This is a genomic window from Granulicella sp. S156 (genome assembly GCF_009766105.1).
GTDB lineage: Bacteria > Acidobacteriota > Terriglobia > Terriglobales > Acidobacteriaceae > Granulicella.
Genome location: NZ_LMUH01000005.1, coordinates 67824 through 88640 on the forward strand (window position 1 = coordinate 67824; position 20817 = coordinate 88640).

Below are 20817 nucleotides of genomic sequence, written 5' to 3' on the forward strand. Positions count from 1 at the left end.
TCAAGCTTTGTATGCCCGATCTCCCAGGGCTGTCAATATCGCATCGAAGTCCTCGATCCCGCTGTACTCGATGATGACTCGGCCGCGGCCCTTCTTATCCTCGATGCTGACCTTCAGCCCGAGCGAACGACGTAGCTGCTCCTGAGCTTCGCGCACATTGGGGTCGACCGCTACTACCGGCTTGTCAGACTTGGCCTTCGACTCCGGATTCATGATCCCCTGCACGTAGTTCTCCGTCATGCGCACAGAGAGATGCAGCGCCAGCACCTTCTGCGCGGCGGCCGCGATGGCTTCCGGTGAATCCAGGCCTAAAAGTACCCGGGCATGCCCAAAGCTAAGCTCGCCGGCTTCCACGCTCTTCTGGACGGATTCAGGTAACCTCAACAAACGAAGGAAGTTAGATATGGATGCACGGTCTTTGCCGGTGCGGGTCGCCATCTGTTCCTGGGTCATATGGAAGTCGCGGCTGAGGCGTTCGTAGGCGCGAGCCTGCTCCATGGGGTTCAGGTCGGCGCGCTGCAGGTTCTCGACGATGGTCATCTCCATCGCCTGCACGTTGGACACATCGCGCACGATGGCTGGGATCGTGCTCTTGCCCGCCTTCTTGCTGGCTAACAGCCGCCGCTCGCCCATGATGAGTCGGTAGCGTCCATTGTTGCCGGGCCGCACGACGATCGGCTGGACCACGCCGGTGGCGGCGATAGAGCTTGCGAGTTCTTCGAGCTTGGCCTCGTCGAAGTGGGTGCGCGTCTGGAATTCGTTGCGGTCGATCAGGTCAACGTCGATCTCCAGCGGTGTGCCATGCACTACTGCCGGGATGGCCTTCGCGGGGCTGGGCGCAACAGGGGCCGATGGCCGCGAGGGCAGCAGAGACTCCAGGCCTTTACCGAGGGCCCGACGCTTGGGGTCGTTCTGATGGGATGTTGACATAGTTGATTCCTGCTTGAGATTAAAGTCCGGCCTGTCCTAAGCGCCGTCGAAGACTGCGCTTTAGGACAGGCATGCTGCCCAGTGGCTTTGGCCGCTGGATACTACGATTTTCTAAACGGCCAATAGCGTTTGGACTCGCCGATGCTTTCGAGTGTGCTGAAGTTCGGGACTGACTTCTGTTTCTTTTTGATCTTGATGCCGTTGCGCTTGAGCAGTTCCAGGCCGAGTTCGCGATAGGCTTCCGAGCCGCGGCAGGCCGGATCGTAGATCACCGCTGGTTTGCCGTGGCTGGGTGCTTCGGCTAGGCGGATGTTGCGCGGGATGAACGTGGTGTAGAGCTTATCCGTGAAGAACTCTTTGAGGTTGGTACGGACCTGCTGCGAGAGGTTGGTGCGGTCGTCGAACATGGTCAGGAGTACGCCTTCGAGCGCTAAGCCGGAGTTGAAGGCGTCGGCGACGCGGTCGAGCGTGGACATGAGTTCGGAGATGCCTTCCAGCGCGAAGTACTCGGCCTGCATGGGGACGAGCAGACCGTCGGAGGCGACCAGGGCGTTCAAGGTCAGGAGATCGAGGGCTGGGGGGCAGTCGAGCAGGATAAAGGTGTAGGCGTTGCGGATCGGCTCGAGGGCGTCGCGGAGCCGGAACTCGCGGCGATCGGCGGTGACCAGCTCAAGATTCGCGCCAATCATGTTCTTGGTGCCCGGAATGAGGCTCAGGTTGTCGAGCTCCGTAGGGAGAATGGCGTCTTTCGCCTCCGTATCGCCGACGAGGACATCGTAGATCGACACGCGCTCTTCATCGCGGGAGAGGCCGAGGCCCCCGGTGGTGTTGGCCTGGGGGTCGCAATCGATCAGGAGAGTGCGTATGCCTTCGAGCGCCAGCGAGGCGGCCAGATTGATAGCAGTCGTGGTCTTGCCGACGCCGCCCTTCTGGTTGACGATGGCGATGACTTTCGTGTTCGACTCGGGCGCTTCTTTGGGGGTTTCGGGTTCAGTGGACATGAGGTAGCGAGATTCAGCCTAGCAGATGTGGAGGGGGATGTTCCACGTGGAACATTGGTGGGTATCTCTTGGGTAGGGATTTGTTCGCTATCAGGATTGTGGCGGAACGTGGTGGAGATGGTGTTGGAGGATGACGTAAATCACAGAATGTTCCACGTGGAACATTCTGGGGTAGCGGATGAAGATGGGCCGGAGCGGTCGGGCTTCGCCCGATGCCCACCTTAGGCGCGATAAAGCCACGCCGAAGATGGGGCACCCGGTTCGGTGGTTGCCCCATAGCAGTGATGTAGCCCTAGGCAAAATACAGGGGTCTTTCCGCTACGGCGCAAAGGCGCGCCTCCGGTCGAGATGACAGCTTTGGGGAATGTAGGAAGAAGAATGTTCCACGTGGAACATTCTTGAGTTCGAGGTCTTCAAATTGTTCCACGTGGAACAATTTGGTTAGGCTGAGACTCGCTCCATGGTTAGCCAGCCTTCGCCGGAGCCCGGGACGGGGATCTGCTCCACATCCTCTATTAAGGAGGGGGTTGCGGAGAGGGTTACCAGCCATCCCCCCTGCGCTACTCTGGGGCGGGCGGCGGCCAGGGCCTCCTGCATGCGGTCTACCGCTCGGAGGGTTACGGCTTCGAACTGGCGCTCGGCGGGCATTGACTCTACGCGGGATGACCATACCTCGGTCTTCAGGCCCAGTGTCCGAACCGCTTCGCGGAGGAAGGAGGCCTTCTTTCCCTGGGACTCGGCCAGTGTGACGCGGAGGTTCGGTAGCCACAGCTGAATCGGTAGCCCCGGGAATCCGGCTCCGGAGCCGAAGTCCAGCAGCGTCGCCTCTGGGGACAACCGGCTCGCTAGATGCTTTGCCGCGAAGAGGCTCTCCCCGAAGTGGCGGCGAACGATCTCTTCCGGCTCGCGGATGGCTGTAAGGTTGGTACGGGCGTTCCAGCGGAGGAGGAGGTCCAGATATTGGCCTAGCTTCCCATAGATCGGGGATTCAGGGGCCGTTGCGTCGATATAGGGGCCGAGGAGTTCGGCGATTTGGGTTTCGCTCAGGGTGGGCATGCGCTTTTGAGTGTAGACCACGGGAGGTGGGAGTTTGGAGATAGGTAAGGCCTAAATGGGCGGGAGCGGTCGGGCTTCGCCCGATGCCCACCTTAGGCGCAAAGAGCGCGCCGAAGATGGGGCACCCGGTTTCGTGGGAGTCCGGATTTTGGATTCACTTATACGGACAAAGCTGGTGCGAAGAGGGATTGGATGGTTTCGAGGTGGGGGGCCAGAAAGGATTGCCGGTCGATCTTGCCCTGCAGGACGTTGATCTCGCCGTCGGCGAGGAGGAACTGCATGGACTGGATGCCGAGATAGCTGAAGTAGGTTCGCGGCCAGGGCTCTAGATAGTTAAGGGCGGCGCTCGGTGAGCCGGGAGTGTAGGCGGCGCCGGCGGTCATGATGAAGGTGGCTCGTTTCTGGTCGAGGGTGCCCTTTGGACCGGAGGGGGTATGGAGGAGGGTCTCTCCGAACCGCAGCGTCTGGTCGAGCCACAGCTTGAAGCTGGAGGAGGTGCCCCAGTTGTACATGGGGACACCGAGGACGTATTCGTCGGCGTCGAACAGCTCCTGGATGAACTCGGTTGAGAGTGCCAGAAGATTGTTCTGCTCGGGTGTGCGCGATGGCCTGGGAGTCTGGTTGGCGAAGACCCACGCGGCGTCGATGACGGGAATCTCGATTTTGGCGAGGTCGCGAGCGATGACCCTTCCTTGAGGGTTGGCGTTGCGCCACTGCTGGGCAAACTCTTGGGTGAGTTGGTGCGAGAGGGAGGCTTCGCCCATGAGGCTGGAGTCGATGTGAAGCAGGGTAGGCATTGGGGGTTCTCTCCTTGGTGTTGCTGAGAGGATATTATTCAACCTTTTGGTTGATAGTCAACCTTAGGGTTGAATTATACTGACGGCATGAGAATGTCCTCGGCCGCCAGGCGGCAAGGTGAAGCAGAGGTTCTGGATGCAGTCTTCAGTGCGGTTGCGGATGCGACGCGGAGATCGATGCTGGACAGGCTGCGCGACGGCTCGCTGACCGTGAGTCAACTGGCGGCGCCGTATGCGATGAGTTTGAATGCGGTCTCCAAACACATCAAGACGCTGGAGCGGGCGGGGCTGGTGCGGCGTGAGATTCGAGGGCGTGAGCACTCCTGCCGGCTGCATGCGGAACGATTTGCGGACGCGATGAAGTGGATGACGTTCTACACGGAGTTCTGGAACGATCGCATGGAGGCTCTTGAAGAGCACCTGATCGAGAAGCGGAAGCGAGGCGGCAGATGAGCGGCCAGACGGTGGTGGTGCGCAAGAGGCTGCCGGCAACGTGCGAAGAGGTCTTCGATGCGTGGCTCGATGCGGAGGGGATGCGGCGATGGATGTGTCCCGGGCCGGTGACGAGTTGCGAGGTGACGATGGAGACGCGTGTGGGCGGGCGCTTCCGCATCGTGATGACCGGGGTGGGTGTGGAGGTCGTGAATACGGGCGAGTTTCGAGTGCTGAATCGGCCTTCGAAGCTGATGTTTACGTGGGTGTCGTCGCGGTGGAATGAGCAGGAGACGCTGGTTACTGTCGAGCTTCAACGGCATGAGGAAGAGTGCGAGTTGGTGCTGACGCATGAACGGTTTCCGCGGGAGCACTCGACCGAGCAGCTTGCAGAAGGATGGGGAGAGATTCTGGAGAAGCTGGGTGTGCATCTGGTGTCGGGGTAAGCCTAATGCCACTTACTTTCCACAGAGAAGGAGCCAGTACGGGCCAAAGCGCCCTATTTGGCTTCTTTGGTCATGTAGGCATTCGCGAAATGCTGAGGTTTCTCCGCTCCCGTTGGTCGGTCGAAATGACAGGCGTTTGGGGGCTGGCCTGTCAGTAAAACTGTAGTATTGGCAGCAGTCCGTTGAAACCCGGAGGAGCGGAACGCAACCTGTCGCCCGGAACGGGGTTGTTAAGGATGAAAGAGTAAAGCCAGGCAGGCGTACGTGGCAGCCCGGGCTTGCGTTTCCGCGAACATCAGGCGGATGCAGACAGGAGCAGTCATGAGGCTGCGATCTTTGCCTACCAATGCGACGTACGGTTTGTTGCTGGGAGTGTTGGCGGTGCCGGGTGCCGTGATGGCACAGACGTACTCTCAGGGGTATCCCGGTTCTCCAACAGGCTATCCGAATTCCCCGAACTATGCAGGGCAACCGGGATATGGCCAGCCGCAGTATTCGGCCCAGTATCCACAACAGGGATATCAACAACCGGGATATCAGGCGGGTTATCAGGCACAGCCGCAATATCAGGGGCAGCCACAGTACTCCCAGCCACAATATTCGAATCAATATTCGCAGCCGGGATATGGGCAGTCCGGAACCGGGCAACAGGGAGGCGGGTTTAACGCCGGTCAACTGGAGCAACTTGTAGCGCCGCTTGCGCTATATCCGGATGCGCTGGTGGCCCAGGTGCTGGCGGCTTCCATGTATCCGGGGCAGGTGGCCGCGGCGGACCAGTGGTTAAGGATGCAGGCGGGAGCCTCTGCGTACGACATTGCGGGAGGGGCGGACGCTCAGAGCTGGGACCCGAGTGTGAAGGGGCTGACAGCGTTTCCGCAGGTGCTGGCGGAGATGGACGGGAACCAGCCCTGGATGAACGACCTGGGCAATGCGTATTACAACCAGCCGCAGGATGTGATGGAGGCCATTCAGGTGATGCGCGATCGGGCGCAGCAGGCGGGGAACCTGCAGAGCACTGCACAGGAACAGGTGACCGGTACGCAGGGCGCGATTGCGATTGCGCCGGTGAATCCGGAGGTGGTCTATGTGCCGGCGTATAACCCGTGGGCGGTCTATGGCGCGCCGGTGACACCGTACTCGAGGTTCTCTTTGATTGGGGTGCTGGGGCAGTTCTTCGGGTCGACCTTCGGGTCGGGGCTGGTGCACTTTGGAGCGGGGCTGGCGCAGACGGCGTGGGTCCATACACCGTTCGGACTACTGAGCTGGGCGCTGAACTGGCTGGGGAATGCGATCTTCTACAACCACTCGACGTACTACTCGCACAGCACGACGGTCGCGAACTGGGGGATACACGGAGGCGGAATCCACGCGTTTGCAGGGTATCCCGTGGATGCGCGGTATAGGTGGGGAGGACGGAACGCGCAGATGCAGCGCAGTAACTACGCGGGACAGTACGGCCGGACAGGAGTGGGCGGGCAGGGATTTGCGGGGCAGGGATTCGGGCACAGCAACGAATTCGGGCACAGCAACCTGGAAAGGCCGCAGCAGATGGAGGCGATGAATCGGCAGCCGGGGCCGATGGCCAGGATGCAGGGGGCGCCCAACGCTGGCCGTCTGGCGTATGGGCCGGATGTCTATAACCGAGGCGGCGAAGCGAACCGAGGCGGTGGCGCGGGACAGTCCTACCGGGCCCCTGCCCAGCAGGCTTATCGTGCACCGATGCAGCAGGCCTACCGGCAACCGATGGGGTCGTTTGCAGAGTCGAGGGGTGGCGGCTCGAAAGAACCGAGCTTCGGCTCGAGGGAGTCGAGCTTCAAAGAACCTAAGATGAGCAGCCCGAAGTTCAGGGAGCCGAAGTTCAAAGAACCTAAGGCACCGAAGTTCAAAGAGCCGAAGGGTTCCAGGGGTTCGGGTGGTGGTAGATCAAGAGGCAGGAGATAGGGAGGTCGCACTATTCCTTTTTCTTTGCGCGGTGGGTATTGCACGATCACGTTGCTGCGACGTAGTTGTTCTTTGCGGCTTGCGGAGTGGCCTAACTCTGGATGATCGTCGGTCCGACTTCTACCCTCCACGCCACCTTCACTCCTCCCGACGTGTAAAGGATGTGCTGAAGATGCTAATCAACAGAAGTGCGTTTGTGAGGAGCAATCCGGCGGCAACTGTAAGGTGGGCCGTTCCCTTGCAGTCGTATCGCGCATATCCTGATACGCATGCCGTTGCCGAACGAAGTTCAACAGCACATACGTTCCACTACAGCCACCAAAGACGATCAGCTCATCCGCGAGATGAATGCAGACCGTAGAGAAGTGGCCGGTGAGTTGGCGGCCAAGGGGCTTTCTAGCTCCAGCGTGCGTGTGCAGCGGGACATCGAAGCTATCGAACGCTTCATCAATAAGCGGATGACGGCTCACGTGGAGATTTATCTCGATACGTTGGCTGAGCTGAAAATCAAGATCGACTCGGCGCTAGAAGCGGAGATAGTTCAACATCTTGAAAGTCTGAAAACTGCACAGAATGCAGCAAGGCCGCCTGGTATGACGGTGACAAATGTTCGTTCGATGCGGGAGATGTACCGCTCTCGCTTAGGGACCGCAGACACAATAGCGTTATCGAATGCAAAGAATCGCTTGAGGATGGCTCGCCTGAAGGACGCTGCGCCGTCTCCCGGGTCTCAGCCCTCAATCGTGAGTCATACACACAATTACACGGCGACCGGGCCGAACGCGCGTGTCAATGTCGGCTCTACTGACAACTCTTCAAATACGATTCAAACCGGCGCACCACTACCGCCTCCAGAGACACCTGAGAAACAGGGATGGACATCTAGCGACCGGCTTGCAGTCGCCCTCTGCTGTATTTCAGTCCTGATGGCAGTAGTGCTGATGTGGATGGAAAAGACTCCCATCTGGGCGGGCGGGACTACCTGCGTGATGGTGTTGCTGGTCATCTATCCTGTGCATCACTTCGTCCGACGATGGAAGCTAAAGATTCCGGCTCTTATTGTGGTGTGGGGATTCATTGCGCTCTTTGGGTGGAAGATTTGGCCGAAGACGGTCGCAGCGGTGCTTCAGCCTGTTGTAAAAAATGAACCCGCTCAGCCTGAGTCAAAGGGGCAGTCGCAGCAGCTAGTATTCCAGCCGAAGGCCCCGATTACCGTCCAGCCGATAGACAATACGTTGCCGCCGTTCGTGCAGATAGAAGTCTTCAGTAATGCCACAGCAAGAGTTATGAACGTGGGCAAAGTGCCTATTCGCAATGTTCAGATTGACACCTCCACTCATATCGTCGACAAAGAGCATCCAACTCCGGGAAAGACGGATGACACGCCTCCCCAAGTGACTAGCTCGAACTATTGGAGCGCTGCTTTTCAAGTCAGAACGAAGGTATTGAATCCCGGCGAACACGATCAGTTCGATCTGACGAAGATGGCTCACTGGAATGACCTTCCGTATTCGCAAGAAACCATGAATGCCCTTAGCCCTGAGAAGCTGGACGAGATTTTCAGAACATTCTTCGTCTTTCGCTTCACCTTTAGGCATGCAGGCACAGGCGAGAAGTACGCTTGCTATCGGGTACATGGCTCTTACCTGAAGTTTCCTTCGCAGGTGGACGATAACACCGCGCAGTCAGGTGCGCCGAACATGTTGCGGTTCTCGAGTAGCCTTAGGGACGTGTTGATCGAGAACGCGAAACAACACTATAGGGACGGGGCGAAAGAGATTCAGTGCGACAACTAACAATGTGAGCCGGGAACGCTCAGGCAGACGTGCCCTCGCGCTCAATAAACGGCGGCATGATTGCCGGGGCTTCGTACCATCCCAGGCGTTGCCGAAGGCCGAGCGCAGACTACATTTATCGGACATGGCATCGTTCAAGTTCCTACTCGATCACGACGTGCGGCATCTCGCCCAATCCTTTCCCAGCAAGCAAGTGTTGATGCTGGAGGATGTGGGGCTGTCGCAGCGTAGCTCTGATGGGGAGATTGTCGAAGCAGCATCGGAGCGCGGCTGCATCATCGTGACGAATAACGCTCGTAATTTTGAAAAGGAAGTGCCGGAGCACATCGCCTCCACGTCGAAGAAGGCGAAGGGTTGTACTCAGGTTCACGGACTAGTGATCGTGGTCCCTTCAGAGAAGTTCGTACAGGAGAAGGCGCTCGCAGATGCAACTAGCACTCTGAGGTTTGAGGGCCGCTCAATCGGCTGGAAAGAAGTGAGTGACTTATGCCTGAAAGTCGTGATTTCAAAGGAAGCTCGTGCAGTGGTGACGAGATTGCCGAGATGCCCATACTGCAAATTTGAGGACGAGAAGGGTTGACGCGCGTACGGGTGACGGACTTGCCATTTCATCATTCCGACTTTGCTATTCCACTTGGTTGTGGTGGTGGCAGCGGTGTTTGCTCTAATCGTTGACGATCAGTGTTGTACTGAAGCTGCGAGAGTAGCCAAAGCCGGTAGGAATGGCGTGATGACGGTAACACAACTAGAAGCGAGTGCCATGAAGTTTTGAAACTTCTCGGCGAAGGTTGACTTTCCCGCGTGTGCGCTCATCTCATCAACCGCCGATAGCAATTGCTCTCGATCAGTCGTATCAGGCTGAGCCGCCTGAATCGCTTCCTTGAGTTTTTGGAACAGCTCGCCTTCGCCCACGCTGACGACATTGTGCGACTGATCGACTGATTGACTGTTAAATCGGGCATTTGGGCCGTTGACGTTATAAATGTTCGTGACGGAGCCTGCGTGTGAATTTGGAACGCGATCCGTTACCTTTCGAACCTTCATTTGATAGTTTGCAGGAATCCCAAAATGACCGCTGTGAAAGCCGGTGTCTATAATCTCCCATTTGTCAGTCTGTCCACTCGGTAGGAAGCGTTCCACGATGTCACCCTCTACGCAAGGCAAGTCGGATTGAAACGTAATTACCGAGTTGCCGGTTGCCTGTCCGCGAAAGTTGTGAATGGTCCCATCCGCCTTCCGTAGGATGAGAGGATCATTTGCCAAGTCTTGCATCATCGTCTGTGCCTCTGCGTTCATTATCGCAGTGTTCGATTTTTCGTTGGCATCGATAAATCTTAAGAGCAACCGTGTGTTCTTTGTCAGTTCACTGAGGTTCTTCTGAGTATGCTGCAAACCTTTGACCAGCGCGTCGTAGTACAGATGAGTTGGAATTGCAACTCCTCCCGCAGTGATAGCACGCATGTCCCTAGAGACCGATGCTCTGTGTGCGTTGATCTGTTGCCGCAAATACTCTTTTGAATGGGAGTCATCGAACGTGGCTGCCTCAATGTTTGAGGCGATCGTTGTGAACCGCGGATCTGAGTTGGTGTTTTTGGTTGGAATCTCCACAACCAAAGCATCCCGCAAGTCGCGGGGCTTCGGCACCATGACCTGGTATTTTTCCTTCCAAGCCGCAAGATCAACGCCGCTAATGCGCCTGATTTCTGCTTCTGTCTCCTCAACAGTTGGTATAAACCAGCCGTGAGGCCATCCCATCTGTGTTCCCCACTCGGCGTTGAATTCGCGCCCATGTGGAGGTCTCTGAAAGTGCTCGTAATACATCTCCGCGTGGTGCCCGAGCGTTGAACCGCTCCAAGAACGCCCGACGTTCATAGAAGCAGAGTGAATTTTCACTGCGTCTGCCGCCAGCGTGGACGTGATATCTCCCTCCAAGGCAATCAACTCACCGATGATCTTTGCGATCTGAGCGCGATCCATTGCTACAACTTGAAGTCTCCTATTTCAATTATAGGAGTCCGTTTGGTGTGGATCGAAGCCCACCTTAGGGAGAATTAGAGATAGACGGGGCACCAAGGGAAACTAGGGACAGGAAACGTAGGTTTCAAAGTGTTCCGCTCCGGGTGTCGAAACAGATTATGATGTTTTTCTCATTTACGTGTGGATGCCTAGAAGTTGCTGGCGGTTTAGCAGCCGCGCGTTTTGATCATAAGTAACTAGTAAGTCGGCATGCGGGAAGTGATCTCGACAGACCTCTGCCGCGCCTAGGCAGGGTCAGGCTGTTCCAAGAGGCGGGTGGTCCATGCGTATCTCGCACCATTTGGGTGCCCCGTTCATGCGCGTTCTTTGCGCATGAGTGGGACAGCGAGGCAAGTGTCGCTCGCACAGCGTGAAGCGCCAACTGTGACGCTTCAGCGTCATGGGCCGGAGTAGCAGAGGCCTTTAGGCTAATGGCACTTACTTTCCAATGGCGTAAAGGGATAGGCCTTTACAAGGCAGGGTGGTGACGCAAAGAGCGCCACAGATAGTTGCATCTCGCTCTGCATTAATGGGGTGCAGGAACCCTTGGCTAAGGGTATAGCGCGGCCTGTTGCGCAACCGAGATATATCGCCCCTTTGGGGCTTGTACCCGTGGCCGTTTGAGTCCCTGCGCTCCAAGAAGATGAGATCATTCGCCACAAAATAAGTGAAAGACATCGTAGGCCGATCTGTCACCTTTGGTAACGCAAGCATCCACGAAATGCTGAGGTTTCTTGAGGCAGAGCGCGGTACGAACATTTGCATCACGCTCTGCATCAAGGGGGTTCTCCGCTCCCGTTGGTCGGTCGAAATGACAGGTATGGGGTGGTTCTTAAATACAACTGCTGTTTCAGTTGAAAGTGAGTGACATTGGGCTTCAGTTCCGGACCGTTTGTTGGTAGCCAAAAAAAGCTCGGGTCTCAAGCCGACTGCACCGTACATCAGGTAGCTGCCCACTCATGCGCAAAGAACGTGCATGAATGGGGCACCAGGCATTCGTGCCACCACAGACGCAAAGCGAGATGCTGCCAATGTTTGTGATGCGCTTTGCATCAGTGCCACCACAGACGCAAAGCGAGATGCTACCAATGTTTGTGATGCGCTTTGCATCAGTGCCACCACGAATGCGGGGTCCTTCGCCTATGGCTCAGGATGACGGCGAAAAACAAACAATATCCTTCCGTTCGACGATCTTCTTTGCCTGTCTTCTCATTTGCGAAACGAGCTTCAGACCCACAATCCCTGATGCAGAGCGTGGTCGATACATTTGTGACGCGCGCTCTGCGTCATGGCCCTGGCCTGCTAGAGCAGTTCCCGTATTGATGTGAAGTGGAGAATCCCTGCGAGTGCTGTTTTTCTTGGGGAAAAACAGCGTATAGACCCGTGGCTCGCTATTCCCCTATACGGGAACTGCTCTATCGCATTACTTCCTGGCAAAGGAGCGCACTAAGATCACCATGTTCCATAGGTCTTCGGTTTTTTCCCGGTCACCTTCCCCGGGCATCTGTCCTTTGCCGTTCTTGATGATGTAAAAGAGTTCTCCGTCGGACAGGTCTTTCAGGGCCGCTGAATCGGTGTAGTCCTTAAGGGTCAACTTCATATCGGCAACCAGCTCGCCTTTGCCGTTGCCGTTCGCTCCATGGCACATAGCGCAGTCATAGCCGTACATCTTTTTCGCGTGCGCCTGCGATTCGGCTGTGGGCTTTACCGGATTCACCATATGAGCCGCTTCAGGGGGAATGCTCGCCGGAGCGGCAGGTGCGGCAGGTTCCTGTGCCGTGAACGAGAACAGGCAGAACGACGAAAGGGCCAAAAGTAACTTCAGCATACGAGTCTTTAGCTCCTGTATTGTCGTGCGGGAGTATATGCCTGAAGTGGTTCCGTGGGGAAGCTTTATTGTTTCTCTTACACACGATCTTCTTGGGAACGCGAACGAAGAACGGGAGAAAGCAGGTTCGCTCGCTGCGCTCGGAATGACAAACCAGAAAAACAAGAGCAAAGGCAAAGGCCAGAACAATGTCGCAGCCCACTCATGACGATGAGGCCGTCATGAATGGGGCACCCAGAGGATGGAGGGTACGTGTGGGTGGCTGGTGTCAGCCACTCAACCGAATTATGCGGTCTTCAAAGGCCCGGCGATCTTGTAGGCATTGATAACGATGCCTGAGGGCAAAGCTTTCGAGCTGACGAGGTCGAAGGAGCGTGCCGGGGTTCCCTCCGCAAAGAAGCGCTTCCCCGTTCCCAACAGCACCGGATAGACGAACAGGAGGACCTCATCGGCAAGCCCATGTTCGAGCAGCGTCGATGTCAGCGTGGAGCTTCCCCAGAGGATAAGGTCTGGGCCGTCCTGCGACTTGATGCGGCGAACGCCCTCGACGAGGTCCGGTCCAACGCCCTCGAATGGGCCCCATGCAAGGCTTTCCGGACGGTGGGTCGCGACATATTTAGTTCCCGCATTGAGAGCGTCCGCCATCGGACTGCTCGGAGCCTTTGGCCAGAAGCCGGACAAGATGTCGTAGGCGCGACGGCCAAGCAGCACATCGAAGCTCCCGCCACATGCGGCGAAGAGTGCATCCCGGCCAGCGGGGGTCCGATAGGGCGCGTTCCAGTCGATGTAGGGGAATTTGTCGTTATCGGAGGTGTGCTGGATCACGCCATCCAGCGAGATGTGTTCGATGATTTTGAGCTTTCTCATTTGAGTCTCCTTGTTTTGGGGTTGGAGTTTCTATTCTGTTGGTCTGCAGGCTGGCTAATCTCAGGCCTTCACTATGACGACGAACAGTCGAAACAGATTTCTACAAACGGTCGAGAATTTTATTTCGCCCCCGGTCCTTTTGTTTGGAAGCAGACATTGTTCTTCCCCTTTGTCTATAGCCATAGCCATAGGGAGTCGTTGTCGCTCATAGCTCAGCGGCCTTCCAGAAGAGAACCCACCGGGTTGGTCCTTACCCATGATTTTCTGGGCGACGCGAACGAAGAACGGGAGGAAGCAGGTTCCCTCGGCGGCGCTCGGAATGACAACCAGAAAAGCAAAAGCAGAAGCGACGGCAATCCTTTTCTACACTCTTTTGGGATCTGTCCTAAGCGGCGGATAGAGGGATGGGCTGACGGGCATGACACGTACTGCTGCGAGAGACCCTCGTCGCCGGGTGTTCCTTTTGTCCCCAGTTTAAACAGTTTCACTTTTGAACTTGACTGTCCTCTAGTGGATCAGATACCTTGCCGTCCAAATGTAAACGGTTACGTGGGTAAGCGTTTACCTGCGTGTCGGTGGTCGAACGCCAGTGGCCGGAGCCAGGGGACAGAGAAGAAGTCGCTGCCCTTTGTTTCCACTGGATATTCACTGCACGCGAAACGGAAAGGGAGTGGACCTATGAAGTGGAGAAGCTTAACCCTGATGTTGGTTGCTAGCGCGTTCTCAACGGTGTTGTATGCACAGAACGCTACATTCACCGGACGTGTCACCGATTTATCCGGAGCAGTGATTGCCAAAGCGCGAATCATCGTTCTCAACCAGGACACCGGCGTGAACACGCCCACAACAAGCACCAGTTCGGGCGTTTATACGGTTCCCTATCTGGCGCCCGGGCATTATTCGGTGTCTGCCCAGGCTCCTGGTTTTAAAAGAGAAAACAAGATCGACATCACCCTGGAAGTTGCTCAAACAGCGGTCATCGACTTCACTCTTCACGCAGGTGGCGCTACTGAGACATTGACCGTAAACGCCGATGCGGCATTGGTGGACTTCGGGAAAGCCGATATGGGCGAGGTAACCGAGAACACCCGTGTGACAGAGTTGCCGTTGAATGGGCGCGATCCGGGGATGCTTTCTATCCTATCGGCCGGTGCGGTGTGGACCGGTTCTATCCAATACCAGCGGCCATTCGACGACACCCAGCAGAACCTCTCGATCAATGGCGGCGGTGCAGGAAATGTGGAGTTGATGATCGATGGTGTTCCGAACACGACATCCAGCATCAACAATACCGGCGCGGCGAAGATCGCTTATGTTCCTCCGGTGGACTCGGTACGGGAGTTCAAAATCATCACCACTCCCTACGATGCCCAGTATGGGCTGATGGCCGGCGGCGTAGAGGACGTGATCCTGAAGTCGGGCACGAACCAACTGCATGGAGACGTGTACGAGTATGCCCGCAGGACCTGGCTCGATGCCAATAGCTGGCAAAACGACTATGACATCGGTCAAGCCACTCCTGGCACGAACACCACACCGTACTCCACTCCGAAGATGAAGTGGGACCAGTATGGTGCGGAGTTGGATGGACCGGTCATTCTGCCCAAACTCTACAATGGCCGGGACAAGACCTTTTTTACGATGCAGTATGAAAACTTCCACGAGGTCGAGCCAAATACGGTGACCGTTTCGGTTCCCAGCCCGCAGTGGCTGAACGGCAACTTTACCAATCTGGTCTACTACACCGGCTCGCAATATGCTCCGATCAGTCTTCTGGATCCGGAGAACATCTCGCAAAATGCACAGGGGACATGGACTCGCGTTCCCTTTGGTCCGACAGATACGATTAACCCGACTGCGGCGGCAAATATCATTCCTGCATCGCGCATCAATGCGATGGCGCAGAAGATACTGTCCAACTATCCGGCGCCGAATACGATTACGGCTGCGGGCGCCAATCCCTTTGCCAACAATTACACCGCTGCAGCGCCCGACCTTGATCGTTATCGCAATGTGCTGGGGAAGTTGGACCATAATTTTTCCGCAAAAGACCGTTTCAGTCTGGATTATGGATACTGGGAGCGGGTGGAGAACCGCAGTTACGACGGCTTTACCAGTCCGGCACAGGAGGGGCAACTGCCCCACGGAGAGCGCAGCCAAACCTTCATTGCGGAAGAGACGCACACCTTCAGTCCCACGCTGCTGTTCGACTTTCGCGCTGGTCTTTCCGTGAGAGCCGATTACAGCTACGAAGGGCCTCTCTTCAATCCGACGAGCCTGGGATGGAGCGCTGAGCAGGTTGCCCAGATGGGACAACAGGCAGCGATTGAGTTCCCTTATTTCGATATCAGTGAATTTGCCGGCCTCGGTAACACCGGCAACAGCCAGACGATCAGCCACTCGCTTTCTTTGTATCCTTCGGTCACGTGGATCAAGGGCAAGCATGTACTCCATGCCGGCCTGGATGCGCGCTTCATGCAGTCGATCGACCAGGTCGTGTCCGGCGGCAATAACTTCTGGGTGGACCGCACCTGGACACAGACCAACTGCGGCTCGTGCGGCTCCTGGGATGCGGCCAGCGGCAATTCCATTGCCTCGCTTCTGCTGGGAAATCCGACCTCCGGCACCAATACCATCAATGTGAATACGTTCTGGTCGTCGCACTACTGGGCTCCTTATATTCAGGACGACTGGAAGATCACTCGGAGGCTGACACTGAATCTGGGGCTGCGCTGGGACTTTGTGCCATCGGAGACTGAGCGGCATAACCGCGGCAATTATGCTTTCAGCACGACGGCGGTCAATCCCATCAACTCCGAGGTCTCAGTTCCCGGCTATGGCCAGATTCTTGGCGCTGTCACGTACCTGGGAGTCAATGGGAATCCGCGCAGCACGTATCCGCTTACGAAAGACGATATTCAACCGCGCGTCGGTCTTGCGTTTGCTCTGGACGATAAAAGGGTGCTGCGCGCCGGCTTTGGCGAATCGATGCGGGCCCCGCAAAACGCTCCGTCGACCTTCGGATACAGCGCGGTCACGAATTATCAGGCCAACGATCCTAGCCGGCCGGGCAGCACGTACCCGAATCTTGCCAATCCGATTAATAATCCCTATGACTCTGTTGTTCAGCCAACAGGGTCTTCCCTCGGTGGTCTGGAGATGCTGGGCCAGGGGCCGTGGTTTCTCAATCCGCATTATCAGATTCCGAGCTTCTGGTATTACTCCGTGGGCATTGAGCAACAGTTTCTGAAAAACGATGTCGTGAACATCGCCTATGTCGGGTCCCGCCTCTACAACGGCGACAGCAGCGACAATATCAACCATCAAAACGCAGCGGCCTGGATCCCGTGCAATCCGCAGATGGGTGGGCGAAACGAGGTATGCAGCAACAATAATGTTCCCAACCCATTTCTGGGCATCAACGGATTTCAGGGGAGCAGTGATTACACTTCCACAACGATCAATGCCCTCAACTACACTCAACCATTTCCTGAGTTCGGTGGTATCACCGAGTACCAGCGCAATGATGCCCATACCTGGTACAACTCACTTCAGGTGACTGCGGTGCACCGGTGGACCAACTCTCTTACCCTGCATGGCACATGGACCTGGTCGAAGCTGATGGATTCGGGTGGATGGGCAGATGAGACGTATCGCGTTCCAATCAGAACTATCGATGCGAATGATTACACCCATCGCATCACGCTCTCCGGCGTGTATCTGCTGCCGGTTGGACGCAACCGTACGTTTCTGTCTCACACGAATCGCGTTGTGGATGGCGTTCTCGGCGGGTGGGAGCTGGGCAGCTTATACATCTATCAGACAGGCGCGCCGTGGGTGGTCCCAGCGGGCGCGAACTACCTCCTCAATGCCTACGTAAAGCCGCACATTCAGAAAGACGACGGGTACATCCGTATGGTGGCAGCGTGTGCGACGCAGTACCAGGAAAACAAGAGTACTGGCGTCTATTCACTACAACAAATTCCCTATGACTATGACGGAAACTGCTCTTCGGGAGCCAACTTCCAGGTGGTGCCGAATTACGGCGAGCAGCTGAATACGGTGTATTCAGGAATTCGTGAACCCAGGACGCACCAGTTCGATGCCAATCTCTCGAAGAATTTTGAGCTCGTCGACCGGCTTAAACTACAGGTACGTGTGGAAGCCTTCAATGTGCTCAATCATCCGCTGTGGTCGGGGCCCGACAGTAACCTGCAGGACTCAACCTTTGGCCTGATCGAACGAGGCACATCGGGACAAAGCAACCTGCCACGACAGATGCAGCTTTCCGCGAAAGTAGTGTGGTGAAGCAGGGTGTTCGATGTAGGCGAAAGGTGAGCCGGACGGACCTGATTCAACTCAGATCCTGGCCCAAGGCCCTTGTTGGTAGGCGAAAGAGGCCCCGGGCCTAAAGGCCAATTGTTCCGACTCTTTATTTCCGCTCGGTATGCGGGTCGCGATAGCGTCTCTGAAAACAAGTCGCTTCGTAGCATTGACGGGAGCCCTATGTACCTGCTGCAGGAACGAGTCGATGCTGCAGGGCATGTTGTGGATCTATTGCAGAGTTGCGCTAATCGGTTGGGTTTCGAGTCCCTTGATTTCCTTGGAGCGGAACACGAAGAAAGCCAGTATAAGGACACCTAGGCCTGACATGACGAAGACGAAGGCTATGCCACGTCCGGGGCCGGTCCCCACTAAGCGCCCGAGGAACGAATCAGCAAGGGCTCCGTGCATGAGAAACAGAGGATTGAACACGTGATCCGCCAGGAACCCCGAGCCAAGAAAGGCGATGACGAGGCCACTGTACGTGATGATGGACACAAAGGACCAGACGCGGCCCTGCTTGCTGTTGTCGATATTGTTGCGGATCAACAGGTCGATGCTCATGTTGACGAAGGGAATGACAAAGAAGAAGAGGAATCCCGGGATGACGAAAAGGATGATGTTTGTTGTAAGACCGAGAAGAGAGAAGAACAGTCCCATCAGCCCCAACGAGCATGACAGGATCGTGACGAGGTGCTTCTTCCCTCCGACGACGCCAATAAGAAGACTGCTGACGAGCATGCCGATCGCGCACACCGACTGCGCGATTCCCATCGTCCTGGCATTGGTGAACGACAATATCATGGGCCCAAGGAGCGCTTGCAGCAGCCCGATGTAGAACAGGACGAGCGCTGTGATTCCGATGAGCCAACGTATGCCTTTGTTCGTGACGGTAGCTTGAAAGCCTTCGCGCAACTCGTCGAAGAAGCGGCCTGGCGCCTGCCTAGCCGCGAATGGAACCATCTGGCGGCGGACGATGATCACCGTGATGATGGCGAAGACGTAGGTCATGATGTCGATGAAGAGGACGTATCGGATATCGAGAAATCCCATCAAGATGCCGGCGATGAGGGGTGAGAGCAGGAACTGCGCAGAGCTGGCCAGTTGGATGAGACCGCTCGCCTTCGCAAAATCATCGGCCGGCAAGAAATCGGTGATCGATGCTTTGTACGCCGGCGCATGGACGGCGACGAAGATCGAGCTGATCGCGACGCCTAGGTAAATCTGCCAGAGCTGAATATGTCCGATGGACATCATGAAGAGAATAAAAAGTACGCCTGCCGCGCCGCCGCAATCGGCGATCACGATTAACAATCGACGGTCGAAGCGATCCGCGAGCACGCCGCCAATCGGTGTCAGAAGGAACTGCGGCAGAAAGCCCCAGAGCATGATCAGCGCATAGCTGGTTGCCAGATGCGTGGTCTGGAAGGCATATACGCACATCGTGAATGCACTCAAGCCGCTGCCAATCGCGGATACCATTTGCCCGGTCCAGACGATGAGGAATTGGGAAAAGCTACCTTGGCGGTGCGCACTCATGTCACTTTCCTCGGTAGCGCTCTGAATGATGACTCGGATAAGACTACAACGCATTTGAAGGTCCGACATTTCTCAGTGGTGCGGACGAGATATATCGGGCTTTCAGCCCTTGATTCATTGTGTAGTCTCGCACCTGGGGCTTAGACGCAAAGCGCGCCACAAACATTTGAATCGCGCTCTGCGTCAGGGGCTTGCGCCTCAGGCGGGGATATACCGCCCCTTTGGGGCTGGCTCCGTACCGCTCTGCGGATTTGTGTAAGTCCTAAAGATGCGTAAGTCCTGTTAGGAACAGAAATTGGTGACTGTTCAGGCGTTTGCGCTGCCCTCGCTAAGACCGATCAATCCTGGGCTGTTTGCGTTGTCTCCGTCTATAGGCCAACCAGAGGAGCAGTACGAGGAAGAGAACCATTAAGCTGACAGCAGCCGGAACATAGTGTTTGCCTACCATGATCAAAAACAAAAGCGGAGAGACCCGCAGATGCGGGGTGTGCACATTCTTTACCCAAATTGCTCCGTCAACGTCATCGGCTAACGGAAGTGTCATTGGCGTGGCCTCGAACCAGAGGCGCTGGGGACCAGCCATTGGTGAATCCGGGGGCAAATGGCGGAGATCGGTAAAGCATACCTCGGGGCAATGTCGAGTCGTAAATGCTTTAATGCCTCTGGAAATGCCGAAAACGCGCGTATATCCGTAGTCGTCATTGGGGTTGCTGAAGAGGACAATCGTGCCGCCGCCCAGAGCGAATGTCCCGATCGTGTATAACCGCGGTCCGAGTGTTTGGTGAAGGATTTCACCTACAGACGTGTTCTTTCCTTCAGAGTCGTAAAACAGATGAGATAGATGGGCCCAAAGGATCAGCTTGCGGTTTGGCGAGGCCATCTTTAGAGATAAGGCGTACTGTGCTGCCAGTCGATCACGGGTCTGCTTATAAGTTCGCCAATTTCGCTGGCTGACTTCAGCACCTCCGACGGTTTGGCATAGGGCAAGCGACTGCCGCAGATTCTGCGGAATGAGACGAAGGGCAGCGGCGTGCATTGGAAGATTGGGGTACGCGGCCTCAACCCTGGGCGCGGCGATAGCGATCCATTGCTCGAGAAGTTCGATAGCCTGCTCAGCTTTCTCTTCCTCTGACGATTCGTAGTTGCCGCATGCGCCTATCAAGGGAGTCAGCGCGGCCTCCCAAGCAGCGGCGTTGAATCCGGAGGGTGGTGGCGCATATTGAACAAGATGTTCCTGCAAGAGTCCGAAAACGCTCGGTCCTTGCGTGCCCCTACTGGTCCCAGGTTGAATGTCGTAGGCCGTTATATAGAGAGGATGGCTGCTCGACCAGGTACTACGCTCGTAAGCAAAGATGGAACTCATCTCCTCCGTATTCCAGAGGGGAAACAGACCGGAAGTGGAGTCCGACGCGTTGTCGGGGTGCTTTATAAAGTCATCCTGGCTAATCCACATGTCCTCAGGGGAGCCTTCGAAGGCCAGAACACGATAACCAGAGTTCTGATTGATCCAGCGAACGATACCCAATCGAGCGAGCGGGAATTCATGTGTGATGTGGATCGATTCGGCAAGCGACACGACCTCGACATCTTTAAGCAATGGACTCAAGAACGCATATTGCTCGTCGGTGGGCGCGTTCAGGTCCAGGGGTTCAGCGCGCTGCGCCTGCAAAAGAGAAGATGACCCTCCTGCGATCAACAACGCAAGAACATAGACGCGAAAGGAAAGGGTGATATTCCTCGAAGATATAGACACGGTCGACTCCGGGAAGGCATTTCTTCGACATGACACAGGCTGTGACTCTTAATACGCGCAGCAGAAGCTAAAGTTCCAGCGAGGCAACGCTG

15 protein-coding genes are annotated in these 20817 nt (G+C 56.3%); 6 read left to right on the forward strand and 9 right to left on the reverse strand.

Going from position 1 to position 20817, the window contains the following annotated elements; translation table 11 throughout:
* The 4 genes from GSQ91_RS02545 to GSQ91_RS02560 form a co-directional block, all read right to left on the reverse strand.
* Positions 1-930 (reverse strand): ParB/RepB/Spo0J family partition protein, encoded by a 930-nt coding sequence (locus GSQ91_RS02545; protein ID WP_158819692.1) that lies wholly within the window; start codon positions 928-930, stop codon positions 1-3.
* A gap of 101 nt (positions 931-1031) precedes the next feature.
* Positions 1032-1931, reverse strand: a complete 900-nt coding sequence (locus tag GSQ91_RS02550) for a ParA family protein (RefSeq protein ID WP_158819693.1) — start codon at positions 1929-1931, stop codon at positions 1032-1034.
* Positions 1932-2372: 441 nt separating this feature from the next.
* Positions 2373-2987, reverse strand: a complete 615-nt coding sequence (rsmG, locus tag GSQ91_RS02555; protein WP_158819694.1) for a 16S rRNA (guanine(527)-N(7))-methyltransferase RsmG — start codon at positions 2985-2987, stop codon at positions 2373-2375.
* A gap of 158 nt (positions 2988-3145) precedes the next feature.
* Positions 3146-3784, reverse strand: coding sequence for an FMN-dependent NADH-azoreductase (locus GSQ91_RS02560; protein WP_158819695.1), 639 nt, complete (start codon positions 3782-3784; stop codon positions 3146-3148).
* A 93-nt stretch (positions 3785-3877) separates the two neighbouring features.
* On the opposite strand from GSQ91_RS02560, the gene GSQ91_RS02565 reads away from it, so the two are divergent.
* From GSQ91_RS02565 to GSQ91_RS02585, 5 genes are all read left to right on the forward strand, one after another.
* Positions 3878-4237: a helix-turn-helix transcriptional regulator gene (locus tag GSQ91_RS02565; RefSeq protein WP_158820077.1), complete on the forward strand. Its 360-nt coding sequence runs from the start codon at positions 3878-3880 to the stop codon at positions 4235-4237.
* A complete protein-coding gene (locus GSQ91_RS02570; protein ID WP_158819696.1) occupies positions 4234-4662 on the forward strand; it encodes an SRPBCC domain-containing protein in 429 nt (142 codons plus the stop codon). The genes GSQ91_RS02565 and GSQ91_RS02570 overlap by 4 nt, the downstream gene beginning before the upstream one ends.
* Positions 4663-4983: 321 nt before the next feature.
* A complete protein-coding gene (locus tag GSQ91_RS02575; protein WP_158819697.1) occupies positions 4984-6603 on the forward strand; it encodes a DUF3300 domain-containing protein in 1620 nt (539 codons plus the stop codon).
* A 269-nt stretch (positions 6604-6872) separates the two neighbouring features.
* The gene (locus tag GSQ91_RS02580; RefSeq protein ID WP_158819698.1) at positions 6873-8399 is read left to right on the forward strand and encodes a hypothetical protein; all 1527 of its coding nucleotides are present in this window, start codon (positions 6873-6875) and stop codon (positions 8397-8399) included.
* A 124-nt stretch (positions 8400-8523) separates the two neighbouring features.
* Positions 8524-8979, forward strand: a complete 456-nt coding sequence (locus GSQ91_RS02585; RefSeq protein WP_158819699.1) for a DUF5615 family PIN-like protein — start codon at positions 8524-8526, stop codon at positions 8977-8979.
* Positions 8980-9077: 98 nt separating this feature from the next.
* On the opposite strand, the gene GSQ91_RS02590 is transcribed toward GSQ91_RS02585, so the two are convergent.
* The 3 genes from GSQ91_RS02590 to GSQ91_RS02600 all read right to left on the reverse strand — a co-directional run bounded on the left by GSQ91_RS02590 (position 9078) and on the right by GSQ91_RS02600 (position 13110).
* Positions 9078-10376: a hypothetical protein gene (locus GSQ91_RS02590; RefSeq protein WP_158819700.1), complete on the reverse strand. Its 1299-nt coding sequence runs from the start codon at positions 10374-10376 to the stop codon at positions 9078-9080.
* Between the two features lie 1462 nt (positions 10377-11838).
* A complete protein-coding gene (locus GSQ91_RS02595) occupies positions 11839-12243 on the reverse strand; it encodes a c-type cytochrome (protein ID WP_158819701.1) in 405 nt (134 codons plus the stop codon).
* Between the two features lie 285 nt (positions 12244-12528).
* The gene (locus tag GSQ91_RS02600; RefSeq protein ID WP_158819702.1) at positions 12529-13110 is read right to left on the reverse strand and encodes a dihydrofolate reductase family protein; all 582 of its coding nucleotides are present in this window, start codon (positions 13108-13110) and stop codon (positions 12529-12531) included.
* A gap of 702 nt (positions 13111-13812) precedes the next feature.
* Here GSQ91_RS02600 and GSQ91_RS02605 point away from each other — a divergent pair.
* Positions 13813-17418, forward strand: a complete 3606-nt coding sequence (locus GSQ91_RS02605) for a TonB-dependent receptor (protein ID WP_158819703.1) — start codon at positions 13813-13815, stop codon at positions 17416-17418.
* A 246-nt stretch (positions 17419-17664) separates the two neighbouring features.
* Here GSQ91_RS02605 and GSQ91_RS02610 read toward each other — a convergent pair whose 3' ends face one another.
* A complete protein-coding gene (locus GSQ91_RS02610) occupies positions 17665-18972 on the reverse strand; it encodes an MFS transporter (RefSeq protein ID WP_158819704.1) in 1308 nt (435 codons plus the stop codon).
* A 328-nt stretch (positions 18973-19300) separates the two neighbouring features.
* Entirely contained in the window at positions 19301-20725 is a 1425-nt protein-coding gene (locus GSQ91_RS02615) for an erythromycin esterase family protein (protein ID WP_158819705.1), read from the reverse strand.
* Positions 20726-20817: the final 92 nt, after the last annotated feature.